Annotated in this window: 11 protein-coding genes; 3 read left to right on the top strand and 8 right to left on the bottom strand. The window is 41.7% G+C overall.

Features of this window, described 5'->3' with window-relative positions; all coding sequences use genetic code 11:
* Window positions 1-3 precede the first annotated feature (3 nt).
* The 7 genes from DFQ12_RS17590 to DFQ12_RS28580 all read right to left on the bottom strand — a co-directional run bounded on the left by DFQ12_RS17590 (window position 4) and on the right by DFQ12_RS28580 (window position 8,024).
* On the bottom strand, window positions 4-717 hold the full coding sequence (locus tag DFQ12_RS17590) for a hypothetical protein (RefSeq protein WP_120260349.1): 714 nt from the start codon (window positions 715-717) through the stop codon (window positions 4-6).
* A 69-nt stretch (window positions 718-786) separates the two neighbouring features.
* Window positions 787-1,197, bottom strand: coding sequence for a hypothetical protein (locus DFQ12_RS17585; RefSeq protein ID WP_147420439.1), 411 nt, complete (start codon window positions 1,195-1,197; stop codon window positions 787-789).
* Between the two features lie 207 nt (window positions 1,198-1,404).
* Window positions 1,405-3,075, bottom strand: a complete 1,671-nt coding sequence (locus DFQ12_RS17580; protein WP_120260347.1) for a RagB/SusD family nutrient uptake outer membrane protein — start codon at window positions 3,073-3,075, stop codon at window positions 1,405-1,407.
* Window positions 3,076-3,085: 10 nt separating this feature from the next.
* Window positions 3,086-6,145, bottom strand: a complete 3,060-nt coding sequence (locus DFQ12_RS17575; protein ID WP_120260346.1) for a SusC/RagA family TonB-linked outer membrane protein — start codon at window positions 6,143-6,145, stop codon at window positions 3,086-3,088.
* A 435-nt stretch (window positions 6,146-6,580) separates the two neighbouring features.
* A complete protein-coding gene (locus tag DFQ12_RS17570; protein WP_244211780.1) occupies window positions 6,581-7,492 on the bottom strand; it encodes an EamA family transporter in 912 nt (303 codons plus the stop codon).
* Window positions 7,493-7,495: 3 nt separating this feature from the next.
* On the bottom strand, window positions 7,496-7,882 hold the full coding sequence (locus DFQ12_RS17565; protein WP_120260345.1) for a RidA family protein: 387 nt from the start codon (window positions 7,880-7,882) through the stop codon (window positions 7,496-7,498).
* A 10-nt stretch (window positions 7,883-7,892) separates the two neighbouring features.
* Window positions 7,893-8,024: a DUF6728 family protein gene (locus DFQ12_RS28580; protein ID WP_310446321.1), complete on the bottom strand. Its 132-nt coding sequence runs from the start codon at window positions 8,022-8,024 to the stop codon at window positions 7,893-7,895.
* Between the two features lie 231 nt (window positions 8,025-8,255).
* Between DFQ12_RS28580 and nagA the strand changes: the two genes are divergently transcribed.
* The 3 genes from nagA (at window position 8,256) to DFQ12_RS17550 (ending at window position 11,982) form a co-directional block, all read left to right on the top strand.
* Complete coding sequence (nagA, locus tag DFQ12_RS17560; RefSeq protein WP_244211779.1) at window positions 8,256-9,416, top strand: N-acetylglucosamine-6-phosphate deacetylase; 1,161 nt, start codon at window positions 8,256-8,258, stop codon at window positions 9,414-9,416.
* A gap of 173 nt (window positions 9,417-9,589) precedes the next feature.
* Window positions 9,590-11,221, top strand: a complete 1,632-nt coding sequence (locus tag DFQ12_RS17555; protein ID WP_120260344.1) for a glycoside hydrolase family 10-like protein — start codon at window positions 9,590-9,592, stop codon at window positions 11,219-11,221.
* A 206-nt stretch (window positions 11,222-11,427) separates the two neighbouring features.
* Window positions 11,428-11,982 carry an acyl-CoA thioesterase gene (locus tag DFQ12_RS17550; protein ID WP_120260343.1) on the top strand — a complete coding sequence of 185 codons (555 nt, stop codon included), beginning with the start codon at window positions 11,428-11,430 and terminating at the stop codon, window positions 11,980-11,982.
* Between the two features lie 33 nt (window positions 11,983-12,015).
* Here DFQ12_RS17550 and DFQ12_RS17545 read toward each other — a convergent pair whose 3' ends face one another.
* Complete coding sequence (locus tag DFQ12_RS17545; RefSeq protein WP_120260342.1) at window positions 12,016-13,311, bottom strand: RagB/SusD family nutrient uptake outer membrane protein; 1,296 nt, start codon at window positions 13,309-13,311, stop codon at window positions 12,016-12,018.
* Window positions 13,312-13,362: the final 51 nt, after the last annotated feature.

Raw genomic sequence — 13,362 nt, 5'->3', positions numbered from 1 at the left:
TTTTTACGATTTAAATACTTCTACAAATGGCTTTCCATCCCTGCATTGAACTGGCCTTGCCATGTTTGGACATTCCCCCTGACAGCTTGTTTTTTCCAGACTGAGTTTTCTTTCGGTAAGACGATTGTATAGTTGGATTTTTTCTATCATCTCATTGGATCGGAGGGTTTTGTGTACGGCGATTCCTTCCATACAACAGCCTGTTCGTAAAAAATGACTTTGCCAATCGTTTGGATTGCTGCAGGCAACGTCTTTATAGAATTCCTGAAGCTCTTTGTATTTTTTTGGTAATTCCACGTTGACTTCTTCGAGGGAAAGGTTATGTGCAAAACGGAGTTTGGGTTTCCCGTTGTCACAGACTTTCCCTAGGGGCGGGTTGGGCACTGGCATCGAAAATTGTTGTGTATCATAGAAAATTTTACCTTCGCGTTCGGCCGCTTTATTCCGTTCATCGTGCAGATAATCCAGTTCCTGCTGCAATTTTTCAAATTGGCTTTTCAGTGACGAATGTACCAGATAATAGGTATAGTAGGGACGTTGTATAATTTCAAACTCTTCAATACTTGTGCAGGGAACAGATTGGAGCAGGGTGCTTATCTCCTCCGCTTTTTTATTAGCTAGCTCAGACCAATAATCATATGATTTAGAACTGTCTTTTGAGCAGGCTATAAATAGTAGAAACCCAATAATCGGGAGTGTAAATATTATTTTTTTCATGTTTGGTTAAATTGGGCTTTTGGTACTTTTAAATTTTTAATCTGTTTAATGTTTATATTTTGAATCGGTTTATTCGTATTTAATCGTTGCCTTTCCTTCCTTGCAAATGACATCTAGCGGTTTTCGATAGGGCGTGCAATTGATTCTTGGCGCCATCATGGGCTGGTATATTTCCATGAGCTTATTATAGTCATTGATCATGTTCTGTAAGATGGTCTTATCAACGGAGTGGTGGTAGGCGATATGATTGGTACCACATACGGTCTGGATATCTATGATTTTCCAGTCATCGGCATGGGAACATTCTTTTGGGCTGGCAAGCGCTATAATTTTACTGTATTTTTCATTTGAAAGTGTTTCCAATTCCTTTTCGGTTTTTTCTTTATAGGGGTTTTCAAGATGGGATTCGGATTTACAAACAACAAATAGCATAGTACATGCGAGCAGGGAGGTAATGCCTAGAACGGACAGATTTTTCATAATAGCGTATTTGGTTTTCTGACTGAACGAAGAATTTTGTGCTGGTGCTACAGAGAGGATTGAAAATTTCTCATGACTGCGATTTTTTAAGACTGTGGTTTGTGCTGACCATAGGAGGGGGGAGCCTTAGCGCAAAGCAGAATCAGAACGATAAAAAAATCGGCTTAACCTTATGGTTAAGCCGATTCGGTATTGCAGGGAATTCTTTTAGAAATTTCCTTTCGCAACATCCCACCAAAGGCGGGTACCGCCATTGTCAGGACCACCTAAAAGTGATATTGCGTTTTGTACTTCAGCTCTGTTGGTGTTGTATTCGTTCTGTGGGAACGGCAAACGACGGATCTGTATTTTGGTGTCGATCAGTCCACCGCTGTTATTGACAACCACAGGAAATAAACGTGGATATCCGGTACGACGGAATTCACTCCATGCTTCTTGTCCTTCTGGGAAGATTGCCAACCATTTTTGGGTAATGATACGTTCCAGTTTTTCCTCATTCGTGGCGCCATCGTTCCACTTGATGGTTAGCGCACTAGGTGAAACGGCGTCGTTTTCCGCATTGAATGGGTCCTTATAGGCCGCCGCTTTGCTTGTATTGTCATTTAAGTATGCACTCAAGCCGGAGCTGACACCCCATTGTGCGAATGAAGTCTCCACGCCCTTCTCATAAAGTGACTGCGCTGTTCCGCCTGTATTTCCCCAGCCTCTTAAAGCTGCTTCGGCACGTAAGAAGTAAACTTCTGCAGCCGTCATTAGAATCGGTGCTGTACTTGCGGTGAAGGTTGGTGTGGTACCTTCCGTATTCAGTGCTGAAAGTTTTTGATATTTGTCTTTTTCAATACCCTCTGCACCCGTACGAATACCAATGTATTGGCCTGCCACTGCTGTCAGTGTAGGATCGTTTGAAACGGGGGACATGTATTTCGAGATCCGAGGATCTTTCAGTCCGACCATATAGGACGAAAGGGTTGCATTGATACGCGTATCGGCCCAGTTTTTGGCGATAAACCAAAGTGGATTGCTATAGGTTCCGTCTGTTGGTACGGTAACCTTGAAATTATCGGAATTGCTTTCCAAAACACCACCATTTGCAGGATCCAATGCTTTTTCTGCCTGTGTTTTTGCTAGCTGTGGGTCAACTTTAACCAAGCGCATCGCAAGGCGTAAGCGCAGGGAGTTGGCAATTTTCAACCAATTTTTAAATCTTACCTGATTATCGGTATTTGGGAAAACCAAATCAATCTGGTCGATTTTTGCCGCCATTGGACTATCTGCTTTATAGGCCTTCAGTACTGTTGCCGCTTCATCAAGTTCTTTAAAGAAGCTATTGTACACATCCGACTGTTTGTCGTACGGAATTGTATTGGATGTACCTACCTGACTGTAAGGAATGGGGCCATAGATATCCGTAACCCGGCTTGCCGCTTCTACTTTGATGACCAGCGCCGAACCCCATAATGCTGGATATGTTTCTGCAAGACCATTCTTTTTCAATTTATCGATCGCCTTGATGACATTGAGGTATAATACTTGGAAAGGCTCGCCATTCCAGCCATTTACCATAGCATAATTGAGGTTGTTCTGTCCACTATTGAACGGTGTTGGCGACATAAAGAAGCCTGAATAAACATCCGCATTCAGATTCTGTTGTACCTGGTATGAGTTTGGATCGCCAGCACCTGAAAAATTATAAATAGACATTTGAGCGTTCCGTAGGAAAATGACAAGATCTTGTCCATCTCCTTTTAAGTCCTCATCTGTAACGCCAATATTGTTTTTGTTGTACTCTTCAAAATTTTTGGTGCAGCTCGTCATAGCGCCTCCTAAAATTAATAGAGCAAGAGAGAACTTTGATATATTTTTTATTGTAAATTTCATTGTATTTCTGTTAGAACGTTGCGTTTAATGTTAGACCGTAGTTACGTGTTGCTGGCATCATAAAGATATCAACACCACTTAGCGCGTTGCCAGTAGACATGGTCACTTCAGGATCGAAAGGTGCCTTTTTGGAGATATAGAATAGGTTTCTTCCGACAGCATTGACACGAAGTTTTTTGAAGAAGCTATCTTTAATGTTAAAATCATAGCCAAAGGTTAGCTCACGCAATCTCACTACAGTTCCGTCATAGATATATTGGCTACTCACAGGCCCCATACCGGCAGTTGAGGTGTACCATTGCTCTGCATCCACTTTTGTGACTGCTTTACCATCTGGTGTTACACCATTGACGATCACACCACCATTTGCACGTGCATCACCAGTTACTTTCGATACACCATAACCGTCAAGTAAAGATTGTGTCACCGACATGACGTCATAGTTGAACTTGCCATCGATGAGGAAACTTAAATTGAAGTTCTTGTAGTTAAAGCTGTTGTTCCAGCCCATTTGCCAAATTGGATTGGAATTTCCAAGTTTGGTATAAACGTTGTTTTTTTGTGGAATTCCGTCCGCAGAAATAATAATGCGACCTTGGTTATCGCGTACAAAATCCTGTCCGTAGATATCACCGAAAGATCCTCCAACTTCCAATTTGGAAGCAAAGTTATTTCTACCTTCTCCGGTCAGGTTAAATTCAGGGACAGCATCCGCAAGTTCAATAATCTTGTTTTTGTTGTAGGTGAAGTTTACACTTGTGTTCCAAGTAAAATTATCATTCTTGATAGCATCCAATGAAACCAACGCTTCGATACCCTGGTTTTGGATATTTCCAGCATTGATCGCATATTGTTTGTTCAGTGAAGCGTGACTTGCTGCTACCTTAAAGAACTGATTTGTTGTATTGGTTTTGTAGTAGGTCACGTCGACATTCAAACGATTATTCCACATACGCCATTCTGTACCGATTTCCAATGACTTCGTCTTTTCCGGTTTTAAAGTTTTCAAAAAAGCGATATCATTAACGGTTAATACCGCATAAGGATTCACGGTATTTGTTAACAAACTTGTATAAGGCGGAAGGTCGTTACCCACGACTGCATAAGAACCGCGGATCTTGGCCATATTGACAAATTCAGGTAGGTTCAACTTGTCATTCAGTACGATACCTAGACCTGCTGAAGGATAGAAGAAGGATTTTGTACCAGTGAAAGCCAGTGTACTTGACCAGTCATTACGAGCTGTCAGATCCAAATAGATCCAATTGTCATAGGCTAAATTGGCCGAGGCAAACACCGATTGTAATTGTCTACGGTTGGCAGATAATGTGGAAGTGACAGGTGTGGTTGTATTTTGGATAAAGAATTGATTTGGAACCTTCAAGCCGTCTTTTCCTGTCGTGAAATCTGTTCCTTCTGTTTTCCAATCGGTGATACTTGTACCGACCAATCCTGTGATCTGCAGTTTGTCGCTTACATTAAAGTTCATATTAGCAACGACATCACCATACTGCTGTGTAATGGTGGTATTTGTGTAGCTATATGCACCATTTTCGCGGGCAAGAATTTTCTGTGTACCGGCATATGCTTTTCTATCCCAAACTTCACTCGTCCGGTCTACACTACCACGTGCCTGCACGCTGATCCATGGTGCGATTTTGTATTTTGCACTTCCGTTCAACAATAAGCGATTTCTGGTCGATCTTGTCGAATTCCGGTTTGCAATCCACCAGGGATTTTGTTGTGTGGTTTCATCATCCGAAAGTGTAAACCAATTCTGTTCATTGAGACTACGACTTGGATTAAATTTTTCGTAAGTTTTATAATCCGCAATATTCAAACTTCGAGGTAAAAGATAAAGGCCGACTAAAGGACTGTAGTAAAAGCCCGAAGTAGGTGCATTATCCAATTTTTGTGTAATGTAGTTTGCACTTGCTTCAACCGTCAATTTATCATCAAAGAATGTTGCACTCTCTTTGAGGTTGAAGTTGTGACGCATCAGGTCATTTTCTGGTAGTATTCCCTTTGCAAGGGTATTGGCATAAGAAAAGTAGGTTTGATTTTTTTCATTACCACCAGATAGCGTTAGTGAATTTGTGAAATTACTTCCCGTACGGAAGAATTCACCTACATTATCGTAGTTAGCGCCATTCGTTTTATCACCCCAACTAAATACACTTGTATTACTGTTTTTGCCTTTAGAACCTTGACCATATTGGCTCTGGAACTTCGGTGTTGATACAGCTTGTTCGATTTGGGCACTTGATGAAAAGTTAATTGTTGTACGGCCTTGCTTTCCAGATTTGGTTGTAATCAAAATGACACCATTGGCGGCTTGACTACCATATAATGCTGCTGCTGAAGCCCCCTTTAGTACGGAGATATTTTCTACATCTTCAGGGTTAATCATAGCTATTGGGTCGCCACCATCGCGTTGACCACCGAACACATTATCTGGTTGGCCGGCTAAAGTTTGGTTATTGATCGGTACACCGTCGACAACATAAAGGACTTGGTTATTGCCGGAGGCAGATTTGTTACCACGTAAAACTACTTTTGCGGAACCGCCTGGCCCTGAGGAGCTGGAAGCGATATTAACCCCTGCTACTTTACCATTCAGGTTGTTGGCCAAGTTGGTGCTTTTAACCTTGTTCAGTTCATCTCCACTAACCTGTTGGGTAGAGTAGGTCAGTGATTTCTGTGCGCGGCTAATACCCAGCGCGGTCACGACAACACTTTCAAGCTGTTGCGTCTGCTCATCTAGGCTTATTGTAACCGTTGTTTCTCCAGGTCCGAGTGTAACCGTCTTATTTTCGTAGCCAATCGTGCTGATATTCAGGACACGATTTTTATCGTCTACATTGATCTGAAATGTTCCCTTACTGTCTGTGGAACTTGCTGTTGACGTTCCCAATACCTTAATGGTAGCGCCCACGAGTGGAGTTTTTGATTTTGCGTCGACAACCGTTCCTTTCACTTGGCTGCTTTGCGCATGTAGTAAAGATGCTGAAAAAAGCATTGTCGGAACAATACTCAACATCTTCAGTGTAGTGTATAATTTGTTATTCATGTAGTATATGTGTTATATTCAGTTTTTTATATACATATTTTCACAACAGAAGTTATTTTCCACGGTAATGGGCTAATTCCATTTAGCATGTCGGTTAGGGAAAACGATATTGAATAGAGCTGGAGAGCGAAATAAATGATTATTGTATGTTATTCAATACCCCAATTGATAGGAGTGAGGGAAAGTGTGATTTCCTTTAATTAGTACTAATTTACTACTGTTGATTAAAAATCAAAAATTTTAAGAAACAAAATTGATACAAAACTGGGCTTATTTATGTTAATTAATTGATTTTTAGTAATTTGTTGTTTTGTAATTTTTTGTGCTCTGCCAAAAATGTATCTTTTTTTGGGGTATATAAATACCAAAAGGCCTCAAAATTTTATAGTCGAAGCCTTTGGATATTAGATGAAGTGTAGTTTTAGTGAGCCTAGCCTAATGTTTCCTGATCTGTCGGAAATTGCTACTATTGAAAAGTACAATTGCCATCAATATAATGCTATAAGCGACATACTTGACAAAAGGAACCGGTTCCTGAAAATACGTCGCGGCCAATGTGAAAGCAATGATTGGATTGATGTATAATAGGACACCTGTTGTGGTTGAGGAAATACCGATCAAAGCATACATGCTCAGGAAAAGCGGGATAATGGTAAATACAACAGCGATCAGTAAAATTGTACCCCAAAAAATAGGGTCAGTGGGGATGTCGTGGTGATTATAGATCAGCTTCGGGACAACAAATAATGCACATATACTCAATTGGAGAACCAACTGGTTGAGTTTGTTGAAACCTGTCGATATGCGCTGTACAATAAGGTAGAAGGCGTAGCAGGTCGCGATGGTTGCAGCCCATAAAACATCATTCAATGAGCCCTTGGCCAGTAGACAAACACTGCCAAAGGCAATGAGCAAGGCTAGCTTTTGCAAGGGGCGCAGTTCTTCTTTTAAGATAAAATAGGCTGCTGCCGCGGTGATCAATGGGCAGGTGAGATAGGCCAATGCCGCGGATTGGATGCTGATGTGATTGACGGCATAGATATAGGTAAACCAATTCCCGAAGATCAATAGCGATGCGAGAATAGTGAGACCGGTCTGTTGAATTTTGCGGTTCCGTGGGAGGTCTTTGAATTTTTGAATATCTGCACGCAGCATCTTTCTTTGAAATAATAGGAGATAGAGCCAGAGCACCGCTAAGGCTGTTACGATCCTAAAATATAGAATGTCTTCGGCAGGATATTCGCGTATCCACCGAACAGGAATGGACATGAAGCCCCAAATAAAGGGTGCCAAAAAAGCCGCGAAAAGATATTTTCCGCGGCTTACAGTTTCGTTATTATTTTCCACGGATTAATCTTTCCAGGCAATGACCGAAATTTCGACATTGACATTCTTTGGTAATGTCTTCACTGCGACACACTCACGTGCTGGCTGTGCGTCCTTGAAATATTCGGCATAAACATCGTTTACAAGGCCAAAATTACCCATGTCACTTAAAAAAATTGAGGCCTTGACAACATCCTGAAATGTATATCCTGCATTTGTTAAGATGGCTTCCACATTTTTCAAAACCTGATGTGCTTCATCTTTTACGCCTGAAGATATCAGTTCCATGGTTTCAGGAACAAGTGGTATCTGTCCGGATACATAGAGGGTATTTCCCGCTTTGATTGCTTGATTATAGGGGCCGATCGCTGCTGGAGCTTTGTCTGTATTTAAGATCTCTTTTTTTGACATGGTCGCTTGTTTAGGATGAAAAAAATATTTTATAGATCAACCCCAATAAAAAGACAATAATAGCCGTTGCATTAATGATATGCATGGCTTTGATACTGCCATTGGTTGGTCGGTCAGCGTTGCGCTTTCTGAAAAAGTACATGGAACTAAGTTACGACAGTAAATTAAAAAGTTAAAATTAAAAAGTAAAAACTTTGGGATAGCGTGAAGACAAATCCTAACTTTAGTAATAGAAGCATGCTGTGTAAAATTTGCTGTTAAGCCTACAAGGAAAGGAAAGACCGAAAAGGCCTACAGATGTTACAGTGCGGATTGTTACAGTGAATTTCATATCGGAAGCTTTTTGGGAGGATTGTAAGTCAATATATTCAGCATGAAAAGTATCCCATTTGAAGCGTTGAAAAGGAAAAATGTAAAAAATATTTTGATGAAGAAAACAGCATTAATAGGTGGTAAGATCTATACCGGGAATGAAATTATAACACATAAAGCATTGCTTTTGGATGGTGGGGTAATAGCCGGGACGGTCGATGATAAGGATATCCCAGCGGGATATCAGTCGCTAGACGTCAAAGGTGCTAATATCTGTGCCGGATTGGTTGATCTGCAGCTATATGGCGATGGTTCGGATCTTTATTCTGCTGAACTTAGCCTCGCGTCATTGGAACGGATCTCCAATGGATTGATTGATAAAGGGACGACTTCTTATATGATGACTTTGGCGACGAATACTATTCCAGTATTTAAAGAAGCTATTCGCATTGCTGAGGATTATCATCATGACGCATTTTTGGGACTGCATCTGGAAGGTCCATTTTTGAATGCAAAAAAACGAGGTGCTCATCCTGAAGAACTGATTATAACACCGACGAAAGAACGGATCGAAGATCTGCTCGGGGGAACGCAGGTTGTCAAAATGATGACAATTGCTCCTGAATGTATTTCGGATGAGGTGCTGAAGTATTTGCAAACGTATCAGTTGTTGCTGAGTGCAGGGCATAGTAATGCTACTTTTGCCGAAGGGACTCATGGCTATGATGCGGGAATTCCGACAAGCACACATCTGTTTAACGCCATGTCACCATTGCATCATCGCGAGGTGGGTTTGGTCGGAGCTGTTTTTAACCATCACAAAGCCTGTTCGAGTATTATTGTCGATGGACATCACGTCAGCTTTGAAGCGGTGAAAATTGCTAAAAAGCAAATGGGCGACCGTTTATTTATGATTACTGACGCTGTTGCAGCATGCGATAAGGGGATCTATCAGCATGTGTTGAATGATGGTTATTACGCCTTGCCGGATGGCACGATTTCGGGGGCAGCAATTTCCCTATTTGAAGGAATCCGAAACTGTGTAGAGCAGGTAGGGATTCAGTTGGACGAAGCGATCCGGATGTCGACAACTTACCCAGCGAATCTACTAGGAAGAAGCGATATCGGAAACCTGAATGCAGGAAGTATGGCCAATGTCATCGTGTTTACAGATGATTTCAAGTTGGAGCATGTTGTCTTTAAAGGGGAATTGCGCTATTGATGAGCCTGTTCGGGAAGATTACCTTGTAATCTGAAATTGACTATATGATGTGATTTTCATCTGATAGAAATATATTTTTAAGAAGGATGAAAGAACGCTAAATTTCTTTTCTATTGAAATTTAGCTTAGTTTTGGGGGTTATTTTGAAGAAAAACACTATACTTTATCGCTTAATGAAACGTTCCTTATTATTTTTAGCTACGGCAGTCTTTCTTTTGTCTTCTTGTTCATCCAAGAAAAATAAAAAGGAAGAACCTGTTAATACGAAGACCAATGTTGAAATTGTAAAAAAAGATCCGCCTTCGGTTCCAAAAAGAGAGCGGATGAAAAATACAATCGAAACTAAAGAGACTAAAGAACAGCCTGCTGTTGAAAAGAAGAAGGATATCGTTGTTGAACTTCCAGCTGTGCCACGCGAGTTTCGTGCTGCCTGGGTTGCTTCCGTTGCGAATATCAACTGGCCGAGCAAAAATTACCTTAGTACTGCTGAGCAGCAGCAGGAAGCGATCGGTATTTTAGATTTTTTAAAAAACAACAATTTTAATGCGGTTGTCTTCCAAGTACGTCCTTCAGCGGATGCTTTTTATAAAAGTGATCTTGAACCGTGGTCTTATTTTTTGACGGGAACTGAAGGTCAGGCGCCGTCACCTTATTATGATCCACTTGAATTTTGGGTTGAACAGGCACACAAGCGGGGAATCGAACTTCATGTTTGGTTAAACCCTTATCGTGCGCACCATACCGCCGGTGGTGCAGTGACTTCGGCTTCAATGGCACGCAAGATGCCTGAATCTGTTGTGAAATTAAAACAGGGGTACTACTGGTTTGACCCATCGAAACAGTCGACACAGGATCATGCTGCCCGTGTGGTCATGGATATTGTTAAGCGCTATGATATTGATGGGGTGCATTTTGATGATTATTTCTATCCTTATGCTGAATACAATGGTGGCCAGGACTTTCCGGATTCAGATAGCTATAATGAGTTTAAACGTAATGGTGGCACCCTGTCGCGTGGTGATTTTAGAAGAAACAGCGTGAATACCTTTATCGAACGCATCTACAAGGATATCAAAAAGGAAAAGAACTTTGTGAAATTTGGGATCAGTCCTTTTGGGATCTGGAAACCAGGTTATCCTGCGGGAATACAAGGATCAAGCCAATACGATATGTTATATGCTGATGCTAAACTGTGGTTGAATAAAGGCTGGATCGATTATTTTGCACCACAGCTTTATTGGCCTATCCAACCGGCAAAGCAAAGTTATACGGCTTTGTTGAAATGGTGGGAAAGTGAAAATACAATGGGTCGTCACCTTTGGCCGGGTATCAATACCGTTGGGAGACGTGGTCCGGAATATGTACAGGAGATTGTCAATCAGGTTGCTGCGGCCCGGAATATTTTGCCAGATAATCGCGATGGTGTTATCCATTGGAGTTTGGCTGGTCTAACAAAAAATCCGGCAATGACGCAGGCGCTTGTGGATGGGCCTTATCAAACTAAAGCCTTGGTACCAACAACACCATGGCTCAATGCGAATCCGTTGTTGAAACCGAGCTTATTGTTGACGCCACAGGGGAATAATATTTTCTTAAAATGGCAACACCAGCAAGTTGACCAGGTGGCGAAATGGGTGTTATACCTGAACTATGGTGGTCAATGGACGTATGAGATCTTGGAACCAGGCGTAACAACGAAAGATGTGCCGACGACATTGAATAATAAAAAATTGCAATATGTTGCGGTTAAAGCGATCGACCGTTTGAGCAATGAAAGTCCTTATATTGCTGAAAAAGTAAAATAGCGGTATTTTTATATGACTTCAAAGAGGGCTATCTGAATCTGTTCAGATAGCCCTCTTTTCTTTTGTGCATAGTTAAACCCTCATCTTCGGATATCATTTCGGTTGATCGGGGATGATTTGTCTTTTTTTGATCAGAAATAGTGGGATTTGCTGAAACACAGTGATTTTGTTTTGAATTTCAATCTGTCTAGGGTAAATTTAGGGATATGGAAGAGATATATAAAACCGTTAGTGATTCGGTGATCCGAATTTCACAGTTGATGTTACCATCCAATGCCAATTTTGGCGGAAAGATCCATGGAGGCTATATTTTGTCCTTGATGGATCAAATAGCCTTTGCGGTGGCCTCTAAGTTTTCGGCACATTATTGTGTGACGGCTTCTGTTGGTAAGGTTGATTTTTTGAAGCCGATTGAGGTGGGGGAGCTGGTGACCTTGATCGCTTCAGTTAATTACGTGGGCAATTCGTCTATGGAGGTGGGGATTCGGGTGGAGGCGATGAACATCCAAACGGGTGAAACAAAACATTGCAATTCCTCTTATTTTACCATGGTCGCTAAAGATGAAACGGGTAAACCTGCGCGGGTGCCTCGGTTGATTTTAGAGAATGAGAAAGACGTGTTTCGATTTTATCGCTGTGTGGTAAAGATGGAGGTTGATAAAGAACGTGATCGTGCGATTCATGATCTGGAGCGGGACTCCCTAGAGCAGCAGGCTTATATCAGGGCGCATTATGATGTCAAGATTGCATTAAAAAAATAGCGGGCTATCTTGTTGTGATAGCCCGCTATTTTTTTAGATTTCTGGATCTGCAGGTGTGTTCGGATTACCGATTCTTTCCTGATCCGGGTAAGGATAGAAATTCCGGTTGCGTTCCGCTGTGTTTTGCGGTGGAGCAGGGCGACCAAACCGTCTGCTATCTTCCAGTCGTAAGCCTGACATAAATAATTCTGCACAGCGTTGTTTATAGACTTCGAGCAGTAGATCATTTTTGTTGATGGCTCCAGCATATGCGGGCAGCCCGGCATTGACATTGAATAGATCGCTAGCCGTTTGAGTACGAACTTCATTGATCAGATCGCGTGCTTCGGTCAATGAACCGTTGTTGCGTAATAAGGCTTCGGCTTTGATCAGTTTCATTTCGTCGGGTAAGTAAACGGGAACTTCTCCATTCTGTGTCTCCGAAAAGCCTTTAAGCTGGAGTGTTGCGCCATTAAGTTTAGTGTAGAAGTCAAGACGTTTATCGCCAGTTTCAAATAGACCTGTCGGGAGGCCTAAGTTTTCCCTAACAACGTAATATTTCAAAATACTGGTTTGATTCCAAAGGGGGTTAACACTTATTGCTGTATAGGTGAACGTACTTTTCTTCGTTAAATCAACAAGGTTAGCTTCGCTATAGGCCTGCTGGTAATTTCCGGCCATGAGGTTGAAGCGAGCATTGAAGGCGTGTAGGCAATTCAGCAAGTTAATGGTTGAGCCGGTTACCGTCGATGTAAATTCCGATGATATAGGAGTTTGTTGCACCAGGGCAATTGCCGTGTTCAAGGATTTGATTGCTTCCGCAAGAACAGCTTGTCTATCAACGAAGGCTACTTTGCCATCCTTTTGAGTCTGTGTATTCGCTTTCTCAAAACTTGTTGCCAGTGCGCCAAGCGCTATTGCTCTGTATAAATGAGCATTTGCCAATGTGCCAGATAGTGTTCCGCCCGTTAAGGTGCTGATAGAAGAAGCATTGTTCAGCACGCTTTCACTCATACCAAGGAGTTTTTGCATACTGGACCATAATGTCAGAATATTTCCGTTTGCAGTGGGTAATTCGGTGCCCCCTGCTTCGAGTTCTAACGTGTTGGTAAATGTGGCAACGCCTTTGAGTTCACGCGCTGTGACTGCGGGGTAAAAATAAGTTGCGGCTATCCCATTTGTCGAATAGTACATCTGTAAACCCGCGCTAATGGCAATAATCCCTTCCCGAGTTGTTGGAACAGCACTTCCACTTGGTTGATTTATATTTGGGACATCCATTTTACAGCTATTAAGGCTCATGGCCAGTGCTGCAAATAGGAATAATTTATAGTTGAAAATCTTTTTCATTGAGATATTTTTTAAGGATGATATAATACCTGCGAATGGTTTTATTAATTC

The organism is Sphingobacterium detergens (genome assembly GCF_003610355.1).
Taxonomy (GTDB): domain Bacteria; phylum Bacteroidota; class Bacteroidia; order Sphingobacteriales; family Sphingobacteriaceae; genus Sphingobacterium; species Sphingobacterium detergens.
This window is presented reverse-complemented; position numbering and strand designations above follow the sequence as displayed.

What these genes read in the sequence shown, in the direction of transcription:
- DFQ12_RS17590 (WP_120260349.1), bottom strand. Translation starts at nt 717, where the DNA reads ATGAAAAAAATAATATTTACACTCCCGATTATTGGGTTTCTACTATTT.
- DFQ12_RS17585 (WP_147420439.1), bottom strand. Translation starts at nt 1,197, where the DNA reads ATGAAAAATCTGTCCGTTCTAGGCATTACCTCCCTGCTCGCATGTACT.
- DFQ12_RS17580 (WP_120260347.1), bottom strand. Translation starts at nt 3,075, where the DNA reads ATGAAATTTACAATAAAAAATATATCAAAGTTCTCTCTTGCTCTATTA.
- DFQ12_RS17575 (WP_120260346.1), bottom strand. Translation starts at nt 6,145, where the DNA reads ATGAATAACAAATTATACACTACACTGAAGATGTTGAGTATTGTTCCG.
- DFQ12_RS17565 (WP_120260345.1), bottom strand. Translation starts at nt 7,882, where the DNA reads ATGTCAAAAAAAGAGATCTTAAATACAGACAAAGCTCCAGCAGCGATC.
- DFQ12_RS28580 (WP_310446321.1), bottom strand. Translation starts at nt 8,024, where the DNA reads ATGTACTTTTTCAGAAAGCGCAACGCTGACCGACCAACCAATGGCAGT.
- nagA (WP_244211779.1), top strand. Translation starts at nt 8,256, where the DNA reads ATGAAAAGTATCCCATTTGAAGCGTTGAAAAGGAAAAATGTAAAAAAT.
- DFQ12_RS17555 (WP_120260344.1), top strand. Translation starts at nt 9,590, where the DNA reads ATGAAACGTTCCTTATTATTTTTAGCTACGGCAGTCTTTCTTTTGTCT.
- DFQ12_RS17550 (WP_120260343.1), top strand. Translation starts at nt 11,428, where the DNA reads ATGGAAGAGATATATAAAACCGTTAGTGATTCGGTGATCCGAATTTCA.
- DFQ12_RS17545 (WP_120260342.1), bottom strand. Translation starts at nt 13,311, where the DNA reads ATGAAAAAGATTTTCAACTATAAATTATTCCTATTTGCAGCACTGGCC.